15 protein-coding genes and 1 riboswitch are annotated in these 15,894 nt (G+C 35.2%); of the genes, 13 read left to right on the top strand and 2 right to left on the bottom strand.

Annotated elements, in window-relative coordinates; translation table 11 throughout:
- Nucleotides 1-3: 3 nt before the first annotated feature.
- Both hydF and hydE read left to right on the top strand, forming a co-directional pair.
- The gene (gene hydF / locus ACZ446_RS10710) at nucleotides 4-1,275 is read left to right on the top strand and encodes a [FeFe] hydrogenase H-cluster maturation GTPase HydF (RefSeq protein ID WP_464392549.1); all 1,272 of its coding nucleotides are present in this window, start codon (nucleotides 4-6) and stop codon (nucleotides 1,273-1,275) included.
- A complete protein-coding gene (gene hydE, locus ACZ446_RS10705; RefSeq protein WP_464392548.1) occupies nucleotides 1,276-2,316 on the top strand; it encodes a [FeFe] hydrogenase H-cluster radical SAM maturase HydE in 1,041 nt (346 codons plus the stop codon).
- 76 nt (nucleotides 2,317-2,392) lie between these two features.
- Here the strand turns inward: hydE and ACZ446_RS10700 are convergent, their stop codons facing one another.
- Entirely contained in the window at nucleotides 2,393-4,090 is a 1,698-nt protein-coding gene (locus ACZ446_RS10700; RefSeq protein ID WP_464392547.1) for a SulP family inorganic anion transporter, read from the bottom strand.
- A 245-nt stretch (nucleotides 4,091-4,335) separates the two neighbouring features.
- On the opposite strand from ACZ446_RS10700, the gene ACZ446_RS10695 reads away from it, so the two are divergent.
- The 9 genes from ACZ446_RS10695 (at nucleotide 4,336) to ACZ446_RS10655 (ending at nucleotide 13,247) form a co-directional block, all read left to right on the top strand.
- Nucleotides 4,336-6,276: an SLC13 family permease gene (locus ACZ446_RS10695; protein WP_464392546.1), complete on the top strand. Its 1,941-nt coding sequence runs from the start codon at nucleotides 4,336-4,338 to the stop codon at nucleotides 6,274-6,276.
- Between the two features lie 223 nt (nucleotides 6,277-6,499).
- Nucleotides 6,500-7,030: an energy-coupled thiamine transporter ThiT gene (gene thiT / locus ACZ446_RS10690; RefSeq protein WP_464392545.1), complete on the top strand. Its 531-nt coding sequence runs from the start codon at nucleotides 6,500-6,502 to the stop codon at nucleotides 7,028-7,030.
- 78 nt (nucleotides 7,031-7,108) lie between these two features.
- A riboswitch (TPP riboswitch) is annotated at nucleotides 7,109-7,210 on the top strand.
- A gap of 120 nt (nucleotides 7,211-7,330) precedes the next feature.
- Entirely contained in the window at nucleotides 7,331-8,617 is a 1,287-nt protein-coding gene (gene thiC / locus ACZ446_RS10685) for a phosphomethylpyrimidine synthase ThiC (protein ID WP_464392544.1), read from the top strand.
- Between the two features lie 79 nt (nucleotides 8,618-8,696).
- Complete coding sequence (gene thiW, locus ACZ446_RS10680) at nucleotides 8,697-9,194, top strand: energy coupling factor transporter S component ThiW (RefSeq protein ID WP_464392543.1); 498 nt, start codon at nucleotides 8,697-8,699, stop codon at nucleotides 9,192-9,194.
- A 108-nt stretch (nucleotides 9,195-9,302) separates the two neighbouring features.
- Nucleotides 9,303-10,145 (top strand): bifunctional hydroxymethylpyrimidine kinase/phosphomethylpyrimidine kinase, encoded by an 843-nt coding sequence (gene thiD / locus ACZ446_RS10675; RefSeq protein WP_464392542.1) that lies wholly within the window; start codon nucleotides 9,303-9,305, stop codon nucleotides 10,143-10,145.
- Between the two features lie 26 nt (nucleotides 10,146-10,171).
- Nucleotides 10,172-10,837, top strand: coding sequence for a thiamine phosphate synthase (gene thiE / locus ACZ446_RS10670; protein WP_464392541.1), 666 nt, complete (start codon nucleotides 10,172-10,174; stop codon nucleotides 10,835-10,837).
- A complete protein-coding gene (gene thiM / locus ACZ446_RS10665; RefSeq protein ID WP_464392540.1) occupies nucleotides 10,821-11,627 on the top strand; it encodes a hydroxyethylthiazole kinase in 807 nt (268 codons plus the stop codon). The genes thiE and thiM overlap by 17 nt, the downstream gene beginning before the upstream one ends.
- Nucleotides 11,628-11,764: 137 nt before the next feature.
- Nucleotides 11,765-12,517, top strand: a complete 753-nt coding sequence (locus ACZ446_RS10660) for an IclR family transcriptional regulator (RefSeq protein WP_464392539.1) — start codon at nucleotides 11,765-11,767, stop codon at nucleotides 12,515-12,517.
- 97 nt (nucleotides 12,518-12,614) lie between these two features.
- Entirely contained in the window at nucleotides 12,615-13,247 is a 633-nt protein-coding gene (locus ACZ446_RS10655; RefSeq protein ID WP_464392538.1) for a flavodoxin family protein, read from the top strand.
- 55 nt (nucleotides 13,248-13,302) lie between these two features.
- Here the strand turns inward: ACZ446_RS10655 and ACZ446_RS10650 are convergent, their stop codons facing one another.
- On the bottom strand, nucleotides 13,303-13,590 hold the full coding sequence (locus ACZ446_RS10650) for a putative quinol monooxygenase (RefSeq protein WP_464392537.1): 288 nt from the start codon (nucleotides 13,588-13,590) through the stop codon (nucleotides 13,303-13,305).
- Nucleotides 13,591-13,799: 209 nt separating this feature from the next.
- Here ACZ446_RS10650 and ACZ446_RS10645 point away from each other — a divergent pair, with 209 nt between their 5' ends.
- Both ACZ446_RS10645 and ACZ446_RS10640 read left to right on the top strand, forming a co-directional pair.
- Complete coding sequence (locus ACZ446_RS10645; RefSeq protein WP_464392536.1) at nucleotides 13,800-14,897, top strand: NADH:flavin oxidoreductase; 1,098 nt, start codon at nucleotides 13,800-13,802, stop codon at nucleotides 14,895-14,897.
- Between the two features lie 46 nt (nucleotides 14,898-14,943).
- A complete protein-coding gene (locus ACZ446_RS10640) occupies nucleotides 14,944-15,846 on the top strand; it encodes an aldo/keto reductase (RefSeq protein ID WP_464392535.1) in 903 nt (300 codons plus the stop codon).
- The last annotated feature ends 48 nt before the right edge of the window (nucleotides 15,847-15,894 follow it).

The raw sequence follows: 15,894 nt of genomic DNA, 5'->3' as shown, positions 1-15,894 counted from the left end.
AAGATGAATTCTACAGCCAAGGGAGATCGTCCGCATATTGCAGTTTTTGGCAGGCGAAATGTTGGTAAATCTTCTTTAATAAACAGGCTTACAAATCAGAAGTTAGCTCTTGTTTCAAGTCAGCCGGGAACAACTACTGATCCAGTGTATAAAGCAATGGAGCTTTTGCCGATTGGTCCTGTAATGATGATCGATACAGCAGGGATTGATGATCAGGGTGAGTTGGGAGAAATGCGGATTCAAAAAACAAAAGAAATTATGCGAAAAACTGACCTGGCCCTGCTGGTGATTTCTGCTGCTCAGGGTGCAGGTGAATTTGAAGTTGAATTAATTAGAGAATTTAAAGAAAAAGAAATTCCCTTTATTGTTGTTCTGAATAAAATTGAGCTTTTGGAAGCAGAGGAATCTGAGCAGAAAAATGTTTTAAAAGATCTTGATCAATTTTCAAAAAGATTTGAACTGAAATTTATTAAGGCCAGTGCAGATCAAGAAATTAATATAGATTTAATAAGAGAAATGATTGCAGAAAAGATGCCTGACGACTGCAGCCGCCAGACCATTATGGGAGATTTAATTGAGCCAAATGATACAGTTGTTTTGGTGACTCCAATTGATAGTGCTGCTCCTAAGGGGAGGTTAATACTGCCTCAGGTGCAGACAATTAGAGATATTTTAGACCACGAAGCATCAGCTCTTGTAACTAAGAAAACAAAAGTGCGGTCCGAAATAGATAAATTAAAAAAGAAGCCCAAAATTGTCGTTACTGATTCTCAGGCTTTTGAAACAGTTTCGCAGGAAGTTTCAGATGATATACTGTTGACCGGTTTTTCTGTTTTATTTGCTCGTTACAAAGGTGATTTAAAAACTTTTGTCAGGGGAGCAAAAGCAATGGAGAAATTAAAAGCTGGAGATAAGGTGCTGGTTGCTGAAGCTTGTACTCACAAACGGCAGCAGGATGACATTGGAACAGTAAAAATCCCTAATTGGGTGCACAACAAAATAAGTCCTGAAATTGAGTTTGATCATGTTTCAGGTAGAGAATTTCCAGTTAATATTCAGGATTATACAGTAATTTTACACTGCGGCAGCTGTATGTTAAATCGCAAAGAAGTTTTATCAAGATTAAAAGAAGCAGAAGCTGCAGGGGTTCCAGTGATTAACTATGGAATAGGTATTGCATGGCTGCACGGGATTTTAGACCGAGCGTTAGAGCCTTTTCCAGAAGCTTTAGAACTCTGGCAGCATGATCAAGAAGAAATTGTAGGAGTGGTTTAGTTGAATCAATTTAAAATAAAAAAAATTGTTGATAAGGCATATAAAGAAGCTAAATTAAATAAAGATGAGATTACAGAGATTTTAGCAGCAGATATAAATGATTTAGATTATTTGCTGCAGCAGGCTGATCGAAAAAGAGATGAAATTTGTGGTGATGAAGTACATTTAAGAGCTATTATAGAATTTTCCAGTTACTGCAAACAAAACTGTTATTATTGTGGATTGAGAAAAGACAACCAGCAGCTCAAGCGCTATCAGTTAGAGGCAGAAGAAATTATTGAAACTGCTCAAATGGCGGCGGATTTAGGTTATCAGACAGTGGTTCTGCAGTCAGGCGAAGATGATTATTCTGCACCCGAAATAGCTGAAATTATAAAAGAAATAAAAAAGACTACAGCTATGGCAGTTACTTTGAGTTTGGGAGAAAGAGATTTTGATGCCTACAAGCTTTGGCTGGAAGCCGGGGCAGATCGCTATCTTTTAAAACATGAAATAGCGGATAAAAAACTTTATCAAAAATATCACCCAGAAATGAGTTTTGAAAATAGACTTGAAAGTTTGAGATATTTAAAAATATTGGGTTATCAAATTGGGAGTGGTGTAATAATTGGTCTGCCGGATCAGACTCCAGAGATTCTGGCAGAAGATCTGCTGCTCTGTCAGGATTTAGAGCTTGATATGATTGGTTCAGGCCCCTTTATTCCGCATCAGCAGACACCATTAAAAGGCAGTAAAAAAGGAACAGTTGAGATGACTTTAAAATTTACTGCTCTCAGCCGGCTTTTACTGCCTTTAGCACATATTCCGGCAACTACTGCTCTGGGAACTATTGATGCTGAAGGAAGGCAAAAAGCTCTGCAGGCAGGAGCCAATGTGGTTATGCCTAATGTAACAGATAGCAGTTATCGAGAACAGTATCAGATTTATCCTGATAAAATATGTGTGAATGAAGAAGCAGGAGACTGCCGCCAGTGTATAGGCAGTATTATATCTTCACTTGGCCGGTATGTAAGCCAGGATCAGGGTCACAGTTTAAGATAGTAAGAAAAGTTAAATTTTAAGTAAAAACTCCCACTTTAAATTCAGTTTTAAAATTACTGAAGTTTGAGTTGGGAGTTTAGTTATTTTCATCAGATTCTTTTTCCTTTTTTTCGTGTTCATGTTCACTGAAATCAAGGGCTTTATTTGTGGCTGCGAAATATTCGGTTTCAGGCAGATAGATATTATCCTCCCCTACCTTATCAGTTAATCCAATTTTGCGGAAAATTTTGAGTAAGCGCTCGTTAACACCGGTCAGCATTATTTCTCCACCGCTTTCCTGAACCTTATCAATAAATTCCTCTAAAACACCAATAATTGTAATGTCAATTCTTCTGACATTTCTCAGCCTGATTATAAAATCTGTATTTGGTTCAAAAAAATCTTCCAGCTGCTCCTTTAAATCATCTGCAGCACTGAAATGAACAGCACCTTTGAGATCAACTACTCTGGCCTGCTGGGGTGAGAGATCAGGTTCATCAGCTTTTTTATGGTGAACATGATGCAGGTGGTAACCCTGATCATCATCTTTTTTATCATAATACAACATCTCTATATCTGCCTTTTTTGAAATTTGTAAAACAATAACTAAAGAAACTAGGACTCCAAAATAGATTGCTTGATCAAGATTAGGCAGAACTATTGTAGCAGTAAAGGTAGACCAAAAAATCAAGGCATCTCCCTTGGTTGTTTTCATATTTTTAATTACTTCTTTGAAATCTGCAATTCCTAAAGCAGCTGCTATAACTAAACCTGCTAAAACAGAAACCGGAATATAGGCTAAAAGAGGTCTAAAAAAGAGGATGAAAATGATAATCGAAAGTGCACAGAAGAATTGAGAAATTCTGTGTTTAGCTCCAGCACTTAAATTGGCAAAAGTATTTGAAAAAGAAGCTGAAATAGCAAAGGCACTGAAAAAAGATATTACCATATTACTGATTCCCTGGCTTCTAAATTCTCTATTAAAATCAGGTTCTTCATCAGTTTTTAAAGATATTGCCTGTAGGACAGCCATGGTTTGGATCAAACCCAGTAGAGCAATTGAAAAGGCCTTGGTGTAAAGCTGACCAATTAAATGCCAGTCAAAATTTATCAGATTAAAGTCAATAATTTTTTGAGGGATTTCTCCAACTAAAGGAATAGAATTACTAATTCCAGTAACAGCTGTTAAAACTGTCATCAGAACAACAGTTAAAAGATACTCAGGCAGCTCTTTTTTAAAATAAGGAATTGTGTAGAGCAAAAGCAGGGTAACTAAACCAACAGCCAAATTTGTATAGTTGATTTCAGAAAAATTTAAAATAAACTGCCAGCTTTTTGTAATTACATTTGAACCACCTACACTGACTCCGGTAAAGTTTTCGATTTGAGAAAAAAGTATTAAAACTGCTGCTCCATGTGAAAGTGCAACAATAACTGGATGTGATACATATTTAATAAGCTCACTCAAATTAAAACTAACAAGCAAAAATTGAAATAAACCAATTAAAAAAGTTGTCAAGAAAATAACCTGAAGATAACTTTCACCCTGGTAATTATTTAAACTACTGTAAAGCGCTACAGCCATCATATTTGTGGGACCAACTATAATATAAGAAGAAAGATTAAAAATTGAAGCTGTAAGCATTGAAAAAATAGAGGCATAAATACCGTAAATCGGGTTAATGCCTAAAATTAAAGCATAGGCCATATTTTGTGGAAGAGCAATAGTAGCAGTGGTTAAACCGCTCAGCATATCGCTTTTATATTTTTTGAATAGTTTTTGAAGGTTCTGCAAACTGATACACCTCTATTTCTGTTGTTGGTTTTTACTTTGCTTATAGTTTAACAGGCCAGCAGCAAACTTTCAATGAAAAGCAGAAAAAATTAACTTTTATTTATTCGCTCTAATTTAAAAGGGACAATTTTAAAATTAAATTGCTGCAGCAATTTCTAAATACTAGAAATATCAATTAAAATTTGTTAAAATTAAATATAAAGGTTTAAAAAATAGAGTCAATTTTTATTAGAAGAGGTGATTAGATGTCTCTAAAAAATAATAAACTTAAAGTGATGATTATTATATTAGTATTTCTGCTGTTTTTTTCTTTAAACTTAACAGCAAACGTAAAAGCTCAAGAGATAGCTACGAGTAAAGAGATTACAAATTTAAATGACCAAAATCAGCTTAACAGCAGTATAGTATTCATAATTTCATTGATAGTAATGCTGCTGATCTTATTTATTTGGGAACCAATGCCGATTAGTCTGCTGGCAGTTCTAGTCCCAATTGCTCTTGCTGTTTTTGGAGATCTTTCTAAAATGACAGCTGAAGAAGCTCTATCAGGTTTTGGGAACTCAGCTACAATTACTGTTATGGCGATGTTTGTTTTCAGTGCAGGAATCCAGCGCAGTGGAGCTGTACAGCTTTTAGGTGACAAAATATCGCATCTAACTGGTAAAAATCCACGCCGACAGATAGCTTTGATTTCAGCTCTAACAGGCTCTACTTCTGGAATTATCAATAATACCCCTGTAGTTGCAGCTCTGATTCCAATGGTTAGGGAATTGGGAAGGAAAACTCAGGTTTCACCTTCTAAACTCCTGATACCACTTTCCTATACGGCAATGTTAGGAGGTACTGTTACTTTAATCGGTACTTCGACCAACCTACTGGCAAGTCAGGTTTCGGATAGAATTTTAGGTCACCCATTTTCAATGTTTGAGTTTACAGGTCTGGGACTTATTGTATTATTTATTGGTATTTTTTACTTGCTGACAATTGGTTATAAGCTTATTCCTGCCCGACTTGAGGTAGAAGAAGATTTGACTGATGAATATGAGATGAAAAATTATTTAAGCGAAGTTTTAGTTGGAGAAGAATGTAGTTTTGTCGGTAAGAGTTTTAATGAAATTGCTGAAGGGAAAGAGCTCGATTATGATATTATCAGGATTATCCGTAATGGCAAGCAGTTTATGGAGCCGTTAAATGCTAAAACAGTTCGAGTTGGTGACCACCTGATAATTAGAGCCAGAGAAGAAACCCTGCTTGAGCTGGTTAAAAGCAAGGGAATGAAAACTCTGCCCGAAATGGTTATTGATGACAATTCAATTGAACAGCCGCTGCAGGGGGAGAGTTTAATTGAAGTTGTTGTTCCTGCTCATTCATTTCTGGTTAATAAAACATTAGATGAAATTAATTTTCTGGAGCGCTATGACTGTAATGTGCTGGCTCTGCGCCGTGGTGAAGAAATAACACACCAAAAAATGAGAGACTATCGTTTTCAACCTGGGGATTTAATTTTGCTTTTAGCAACTGAAAAAACTTTAGATCGGTTAAGTAAAAATAATAACTTTATTATTGATCATGAATATGATCCAAACTTATTTGACCGCAAGAAAATGTATATTTCGGCAGGGATTCTTGCCTTTTTTATTTTATCAGTTGCCTTAAATATTTTGCCGGTGGCAATTGCCGCTTTAAGTGGAGCTTTTTTAATGGTTTTGAGTGGAGTTATCAATAAGAGTGATTTTTTCAGCTCTATTGACTGGGAAGTCTACTTTTTGCTTTCTGGCTTAATTCCAATGGGAATGGCAATCGAAAAATCTGGTACGGCTTCTTATTTGGCTGCCAAAATTATGAACCTCTCAGAAATTTTGCCACCAATTGCAATTGCGATGATTATTTATCTTGTAACTTCAATAATGGCAAATATAGTCGGCAACAATGCCAGTGCCCTTTTGATGCTGCCGGTTGCGATTGGCACTGCCCAGCAGCTTACTGTTAATCCTTTTGCTTTTGTTTTAATTACTACTTTCGCTGCCAGTGCCGCTTTTGCAAGTCCGGTTGGTTATCAGACTAACCTGATGGTTTACAGTTCAGGTGGTTTTAAATTCAAAGATTTTATAGTTGTTGGAGCACCGCTGCAGCTTTTGCTGGCGGCAGTTGTGCCAATGCTTGTTAGGCTGTTTTGGGGATTTTAGACTTGATTTATTTGATTAATTTAAATTTCTATTGTATAATACATCTAGATAGAGATCTCTAAATGACTATATTTAAAAATTAAAGAACGGGGAGCCAAACTGGAGGCTGAGAGGATGAGAAATCATCGACCCACTGACCTGATCCTGGTAATGCAGGCGTAGGTAAAATAAAAAGACTTTAAACCCTCCGGTTTGTTCCTCACAAATCAGGAGGGTTTTTATTATGCAAAATAAATTTTCAACAAGAATGCTGGCTGAAATTGGAGTGGCTGTTGCTCTGGCAGTTGTTTTAAATTTTCTTAAGCTCTGGCGGATGCCGCAGGGTGGTTCAATTAGTCTAGAAATGCTGCCAATTTTAGTAATTGCTTTTCGCTGGGGAATGGGAGCAGGAATGTTTAGTGGTCTGGCATATGGATTACTTCAGCTGATGTTTGGAGCTTATATAATACATCCAGTTCAGTTAATCATGGATTATCCACTGCCTTATATGGTTCTAGGTGCAGCAGGTGTGTTTAAAATTAGGAAAAATGAGATAATTCAGCCGCTAAGAATGTTTTGGGCAGTTTTGATTGCTTCTCTTTTAAGATTGATAGTTCATATTTTGTCAGGGGTAATTTTCTTTGGTAGTTATGCTCCGGAAGGTCAAAATGTTTGGGCCTATTCTACTATTTATAATGCAAGTTTTTTGATTCCAACTACTATAATTACTTATATAGTGCTGTTAATTATAATGAAAGCACTGGAAAAAAGTTAAAAAAGCTAGTATGACGGACTCGATGTCCTAATGCTGAGCCAACTATGCGTTAATAAAAGAAGGCTCAGTGCAATTTAATAAATATAACAGGGGAGCCTTTGGGCTGAGATAAAGCAGATGTTTTAACCCTTAGAACCTGATCTGGATAATACCAGCGAAGGGAGTTGTGTGGAGTAATGAGTAATATGATTACTTTATTTTTTAAACACAGTTTCCTTATTTAGGAGCTGTGTTTTTTTGTTTTATGGTTTTAAAACTGATTTCTATTAAATAATCTAAAATTAAAAGGAGCTGAGTAAAATGACCCAAATGACAAAGGCAATTAATGGTGAAATAAGTGAAGAAATGAAAACAGCAGCAGCTGAGGAGGGAGTAGCTGCAGAATTTATTCGAAAGGGAATTGCTGAGGGAACTATAGTCATACCGACAAATATTAATCATAAAAATTTGAAAGCAAAAGCATTTGGTAGAGGTTTAAAAACTAAGGTAAATGCTAACTTTGGTACTTCAGAGGATTATGATTCTATTGAAAATGAATTAAGAAAATTAAAGGTGGCAGTTGAAGCTGGTGCAGATGCGGTTATGGATCTTTCTACAGGAGATAAGATAAAAGAAACTAGAACAGCAATACTAAAAAAGGCTGAAGTACCAGTAGGAACAGTCCCTATTTACCAGGCAGCTGTAGAAACAGTTAAGTCAGGACGGGGAATAATTGAAATGGAAGTTGACAAGTTATTTGGAGTAATTAAAAATCAGGTTGAGGAGGGAGTAGATTTCATTACAGTCCACTGTGGTTTAACTTTAGAAACTTTAAGCCATTTAGAAACTGAAGGCAGAATAACCGATATTGTAAGCCGTGGAGGTTCATTTATGGCAGCCTGGATGCTGCATAATCAGCAGGAAAATCCGCTTTATGAATATTATGATCGTCTGCTGAAAATTTGTTATAAAAATGATGTAACTCTTAGCCTTGGTGATGCTTTAAGACCTGGTTCACTAGCTGATGCTACAGATAGAGCGCAAATCCATGAGCTGTTGGTTTTAGGAGAGCTTGTAGATAGAGCGAGAGAGACTGAAGTCCAGGTAATGGTAGAAGGTCCTGGACATGTTCCATATGATCAGATTGAGACAAATATAAAACTGCAGAAAGAACTCTGTAAAGAAGCTCCGTTTTATGTGTTGGGACCTCTAGTTACAGATATTGCTGCTGGTTATGACCATATTACAGCAGCCATTGGTGGAACTGCTGCTGCTGCAGCAGGAGCAGATTTCCTCTGTTATGTAACTCCAGCTGAACATATTGGTTTGCCTGATATAGAAGATGTAAAAGAAGGGGTAATAGCAAGTAAAATTGCTGCTCATGCTGCAGATATTGCAAAAGGAGTTAAAGGGGCAAAAGAGAGAGATAATAAAATGGCTGCTGCCAGAAAAAAATTAGATTGGGAAAAGCAGATTGAATTATCACTGGTGCCAGAAAAATTAAGAGAATCAAGAGCAGCTCATAATGAAAATTTAAAAGAAGAAAATGCCTGTACAATGTGTGGCTCGTTTTGTGCAATGAAGGTTGTGGAGGAAAAGCTAAATTAATAAAAATAATTAAAGATGTTTAAGGTAATGATTAGTTAAAAATAGAGATATTAGAAATAAAATTGAGGGGATGATGAAAATGGATAATAAAAAAATTACTTTTTCAGCACTGTTAATTGCTCTTGGAACTATAACAGGACATTTAATTTATATTCCAGTTGGAGTGGCAAAAGCTTTTCCGGTGCAACACTTAATAAATATTTTATCAGCTGTCCTACTCGGGCCAGTCTATGCTGTTTGGAATGCCTTTGTCATTTCTCTTTTTAGAAATATGCTGGGTACCGGATCATTACTTGCTTTTCCCGGCAGTATGATTGGAGCCTTAATGGCTGGAATACTTTATCATAAATTCAAATCTAAAAACTGGGCTCTGGCTGGAGAGATAATTGGAACTGGATTATTAGGAGCAATAGCTGCTTATCCTATTGCGCGTTTTTTAATGGGAAGTGCAACAGCCATATTTTTCTTTGTTATTCCCTTTGTTTTAAGCTCAGCAGCTGGAGCTGTAATTGCTGCTCTTTTTTTAAAGGCAGTAGAAAATACGGAAGTGGTTAACTTTATTGATCAGTTGAATTAATTTACAAATATCAATTTAATTATAAATAATTAATTTATAGCAGTCCAGCAGAAAGCCTTTGGGGTTATCGGAGTGTTTTAGATAAAAATATTTAAGGAGCTGATTATATTGAAGAAGGTCTTAACAATAGCTGGTTCTGACTCCGGTGGTGGAGCAGGTATCCAGGCTGATTTAAAAACAATGACTGTTCATCAGGTTTATGGAGCGTCAGTAATAACAGCAGTAACAGCACAAAATACGATGGGAGTACAGGGAGTAAAAACTCTTACTGTTCAGGCAGTAAGATCTCAGCTGGATTCAGTTTTAAGAGACATAGAATTTTCTGCTTTAAAAACAGGTATGCTGGCTAATAGTCAAATTATTACTGAAGTAGCTGCAAAAATTGAAGAATATTCTATGCTAAATTTGGTTGTTGATCCTGTAATGGTAGCTACAAGTGGTGATCTGTTACTAACTGAAGAGGCAGTTGAAACATACAAAGAAAAACTTTTTCCGCTGGCAGAAATCATAACACCTAACTTATATGAAGCCAAAATATTGGCAGGTGTAGAAGTCGAGAAAAGTATTGATTCACGAATTCTGGCAGAAAAACTAATAACTTATGGCAGCAGCTGGGTCTTGATCAAAGGAGGGCATACTGATAAAAATCTGTCAGAAGAAAAAGCAGTTGATCTGCTTTATGACGGTAATCAGTTCACAGAATTTGAAGCAGAACATATTCCTACAAATAATACTCATGGAACAGGGTGCACTCTTTCAGCAGCAATTGCATCTAATTTAGCTCAAGGAATGAGGCTGGAAAAAGCGGTCGAAAAAGCGAAAAAATTTATCACAGGGGCCATCAAAAACCATTTTTTTGTAGGGAAGGGTAATAGTCCGGTTAATCATCTCTGGCAGCTACAAAAAAAGCAGCAGGATAGTAAAATCAGCAGTTCTCTTAAGTTTATCTAGTCGAAAAAGATATTTGGAGGTAAAAAATGCTAAACTGGGACTTATACTTAATCACTGAAGAAAGCCTTTCAGGTGGCAGAAAAACTTTAGAAGTTGTAACTGAGGCTGCCAGAGCAGGTGTTGATGTAATACAGCTGCGGGAAAAAAAGTTGTCTTTAAGAGAAAAATTCCAGCTTGGAAAAAGAATTAAAAAAATCTGTCAAAAATATAAAATTGATTTTATCATCAATGATCGGGTAGATCTGGCGCTGGCCCTTAATGCAGATGGGGTTCATTTGGGGCAGAGCGACCTGCCTCTGCGATCTGCCCGGAAGATTTTAGGTCCTGATAAGATTATTGGCCTTACTGCCTGGCAGGATGAGGAGATTGCTCAGGCCAAAAGAGATGGTGCTGACTATCTTGGAGTAGGAGCAATTTTTAAAACAGCTTCCAAAAAACTGAATTCTAAAAAGAATGGAATTGGTATAAGAAAGCTTGAAGAAATTAGAAGTCAGACAGATCTGCCTATAATTGCTATCGGGGGTCTGAATCAAAATAATTCTGCTCAGGTAATTGAAAAGGGAGCAGACACAATTTCAGTGATTACTGCGATTACAAAAGCAAAAAAAATAGCTGCTGAAACAGCCGAATTCAAGAAAATTATTCGAGCTGCTAAAAGCAAAAGGAGGTCAAAAAATGTCAGTAGAAATTGATGAAAATCAAAAAAGATTCACTTCTGAATTCAAAGAATTAAAAAAGGTAATTAAAACTCACAAACCACTGATTCACCACATAACTAATAATGTAACTGTTAATGACTGTGCCAATATAACGCTTAACTGGGGCGCTCTGCCGGTGATGGCCCCTGCCCCAGAGGAGTCAGCCCAGATGGTAGAATCAGCTTCAGTTCTGGTTTTAAATCTGGGAACTATTTCGACTGCTCAACTGGATTCAATGCTACGAGCAGGAAAAAAGGCCAATCAGCTTGGTATACCTGTAATTTTAGATCCTGTTGGAGTTGGAGCGACAGAATTTAGAACTGAGGCTGCTAAAAAAATAATTTCTGATATTGACCTGTCTATAATAAAAGGTAATCAAGGAGAAATTTCATTTTTAGCCGATCAGAAAGCTGTGTTAAAAGGGGTAGAGTCTATAGGAGAATATGATGAAATTAGTAAAAATGCTAAAAAATTGGCTTCTAAATTGGGAGCAGTTGTGGTTGTCAGCTCCAAAGTTGATTTAATTACTGATGGTGCTAGGCTTGCAGAAATTAAAAGAGGTCATTCTCTAATGAGCAAAGTTGTGGGTACAGGCTGTATGCTGGGATCAACTTTAGGAGTATTTGCTGCAGCAGCCAGAGATGTTAATCTATCTTTATTCGAAGCAGCTAAAACAGCAGTTTACTATTATTCTCTGGCCGGAGAAAAGGCAGCAGAATTAGAAGAAACTCCTGCTAAATTTAAAAGAGAATTTATGGATTCGATTTATCAATTAGAGCTTTAATTTTAATTGCTTTCTCAAAAATAATATTTCTTTATTTTCGCAAACTAATTTTATAATATCAAATAAATTATTGAAATTTCCTGTTCAAACTAATATAATATATTTTAGAAAGATAATTTGGAAAGGAGATTATTGTTATGGGTAAAAGAGTAATTAAATCGGTTTTGAGAGCAACTAAAATTTTAGATTATATTGGCGATAATGAAAATGAAGTAAGATTAACAGAGATTAGTAATGATCTCGAAATAAATATGAGTACCTTACACAGTATTATTGCAACTTTAGAAAAAGCAGGTTATATAAGTCAAAATATAAATAATCATAAATATTCTTTGGGGGAAAAACTGTTTGAACTTGGAAAAAAGTATGAGGGAAAGATGTCTTTTACAGATCTTGCCAGACCTTTTTTGGAAAAGTTAGCTAAAGAATTTGACGAGACTGTTCAGCTGGGGGTCCTATCGGCTGACAAGGTGCTGTATATCGATAAGGTAGAATCTAAACACAATTTGAGGATGACCTGTCAGATGGGAAGTAAAGATGAACTTCATTCTAGTGCTACCGGTAAATTATTACTGGCTTATTTGGAAGAAAAGGAAGCAGATCAATTATTAGATAATAAATTAGAAGAATATACTGAAAATACTATAACCGAGCCTGAAAAGTTAAAAAAAGAACTTAAAAAAATTGAAAAGCAGGGATTTGCTTTAGATAAAGAAGAGTCAGAAATTGGACTGAATTGTGTAGCTGCACCACTTAAAGACAGCTCCGGAAAAGTAATAGCAGCAATCGGTATTAGTACTCCGACAAGTAGAGTTTCAGAAAAAAAGTTAATGGAAATTAAAGATAGCCTGATAAAAGAAGCTTCTGATTTATCAGATCTACTATCCTAAAAATTAATTTGACATAAACAGCTTATTTAGATACAATATTTTTACATTGACAAATCTATTTTATAATAACAAATTAATTTGAGAAAGGTTGGATAATATGAAAGTAGTAGCTTTTAACGGTAGCCCCCACAGTGAGGGGAATACATATCATGCAATTAAAATGGTGGCCAAAGAACTTGAAAATAAGGATATTGAAACAGAAATTATCCAGGTTGGAAATAAAGAAATTAGAGGCTGTCTCGGCTGTAATAAGTGTGTTAAAAATCAGGATGAAAAATGCATTATTGACGATGAGGTAAATGGCTGGATTCAGAAGATGAAAGAGGCAGATGGAATTATTATTGGCTCACCTGTTCATTATTCAGCAATTGCAGGAACAATGAAGTCTTTTTTAGATAGAGCATTTTATGTAACAAGTGTTAACGGCATGATGCTCAGACATAAGGTAGGTGCCCCTGTTGTTGCAGTTAGAAGATCAGGTGGGATGCCAACTTTTAATCAGCTGAGCAATTATCTCAATTACTCAGAAATGATGCTGCCAACTTCTAATTACTGGAGTGTAATTCACGGTATGACCCCAGGTGAGGCAGAAAAGGATGAAGAAGGAAAACAGATTATGAGGATCTTAGGTAAGAATATGGCTTACCTGCTGGAAGTTATGAAAAATGCCGAAGGTGAAGTTGAAGCACCTGAGGTGGAGAGAAAGAAATTAATGAATTTTATTAGATAAAGAATAGATTAAAGCTGTGTAGGTATTTTTTTAATACTTACACAGCTTTTAATAATTATAATATTTGTTTATAAACATTTACCTTTGATTCTGAGGTCTGCAATTTGTCTAATTTGGGTACGATTCTTTTAAAGTGTTCAGTTTCCATATGTAGTTCTAAATCTTTTTCGCTCTCCCACTCTTCAATAAAACTAATAACATTCGATTTATTTATATCCTGATAGAGGGAGTAAGAAATATTACCACTTTCTTTCCTGGTCTCTTTGACTAACTCAGCTGCTGTTTCTTTAAAATCCTCTAAAGCACCTTTCTTAATCTCACATTTTGCAATTACTTTTATCAAATTTATCACCCTTTTAGTAGTTTTTAGAATATTTTTTAACGGGATAAGTATAACTTATTTATGATTCGCGGGCAATAATTTTTTAAAATAAAATTATATTTTATTCTAATAAAAGTTTGACAATCTGAATAATTACTTGTAAAATAAATTTGTTATTATAAAAATTATTTTACAATAACAAATAAAATTGTTTGAAGGGAAGATTATAAATGAATAAATTATTTGATCAAAGTAATTTAAATGATATTAAACTTAAGAATCGTTTAATTAGAGCATCAGTCTGGATGGAGATGGCAGATCAGGATGGGCATATAACAGATGATATTTATAAAACTTATCAGGCTCTTGCAGAGGGTGGAGTCGGAATGATTTTTACAGGTTATGCATATATCATGGAATCTGGAAAAGCTAACCCAGGAATGCTGGGGATTTATGACGATAGCTTTATCAATGAATATAAAAAGCTCACTGATATTGTTCATGAAAATAATTCTAAGATTGCCCTGCAGATAGCTTATGGAGGTTCACAAACTTATGCTGAAGAAGTTGAAAGCAAAGAAATTTGGGGTCCTTCTGCAGTGGAAAATAGAGTGACCGGGATAACTCCTAAAAAAATGACAAAAACTGATATTAGCAATTTGTCAAAGGCCTTTGCTGCAGCAGCTTTAAGAGCAAAAAAATCAGGTTTTGATGCTGTAGAAATTCATGGGGCTCATGGATATCTTTTAAGCCAATTTTTGACCCCATATTATAATAGACGAAAAGATGAGTATGGAGGAAGTATCGAAAATCGAGCCAGAATTATATATGAAGTTTATCAAGAAATAAGAGTTCAGGTGGGTAAAGATTTTCCTGTTTTAATTAAATTAAACTTTGATGATTTTATGGATCAAGGAGAAGGTCTGAGTTTTAAAGAAGCAAAGACTGTGTTTAAAAGATTAGATCAACTTGGTGTAGATGCCTTTGAAGTTAGTGCTGTTAATGAAAGTTCTGGTAAAGGTCTTGCACCAGCTAAAACTAAATTAAATTCAAAAGATAAAGAGTCATATTTTAGAGACCCAACGGCTGAAATAGCAGAGATAGTTAAAGCTCCAGTGATTTTAATGGGTGGAAACAGAACTCCAGAACTAATGGAAGAGATTTTAAATCATACAAAAATAAAATATTTTTCTTTAGGAAGACCTCTTTTAGCTGAGCCTGATTTAATAAATAGGTGGTTAGAAGATAGAAAATATAGGCCAAAATGTGTATCATGCAATAAATGCTGGGAGACTTCACCAAATTCCTGCATTTTTAATAGAAGATAATATTAATTAAATTAGCAAAAAATATTTGAAAATGGAGGAGCTTAAAATGCAAAAAATTAAATTAACTGATGATTTAGAGCTTTCAAGAATTGTTCACGGTCAGATGAGGTTATCTGAGTGGGGGTTTTCTAAAAAAGAGAGATTAAATTTTATTGAAAATATCATTGACTTAGGTATTACAACATTTGATCATGCTGATATTTATGGAGATTACAGCTGTGAAAAGCTTTTTGGAGAGGCACTAGCCCTAAAACCTGAAACAAGAAAAGATATTCAGCTGATAACAAAATGCGGAATCAAATTAATATCAAAAAATAGGCCCGAACATAAAATAAAATATTATGATACAAGTAAAGAACACATAATTTCTTCTGTAGAAAATTCTTTAGAAAATCTCAAGACTGACTATTTAGATTTACTATTAATTCACCGACCAGATCCTCTGATGGATCCAGATCAGGTAGCTGAAGCCTTTAAGTCATTAAAAAAACAGGGAAAGGTTTTAAATTTTGGAGTCTCCAATTTTGAGCCAGCACAGTTTGAAATGTTGAGTTCAAGCCTTGATTTCCCCTTAGTTACAAATCAAATTGAAGTTTCTGTGATGGCTTTAGAAAATTTTGAAAACGGCAGTCTGGATAAATGTTTAGAAAAAGATATATCGCCAATGGCCTGGTCCCCACTTGCTGGTGGAAGAGTATTTAGTTCTAATCAGGAAAGAGAAGCTCGTGTTAGAAAAACTTTAGTTAAAATAAAAGAAGAGACCAATGCAGAATCAATTGCCCAGCTGATGTATGCCTGGATTTTAAAGCATCCTGCTAATATAATTCCAATAGTTGGAAGTGGAAAAATTAATAGAATTGAAGAAGGTGTGAGTTCATTAGCTGTTGAAATATCAAGAGAGCAGTGGTTTGAGATTCTCCAGAGTTCAAGGGGGAGAAAAGTAAAATAAAAGAAATTAAATATCTTTTAAATTTAAAAAATTAAAGGGAGTGTTTTT

It is taken from the genome of Halanaerobium sehlinense, from assembly GCF_055379485.1.
This window is presented reverse-complemented; position numbering and strand designations above follow the sequence as displayed.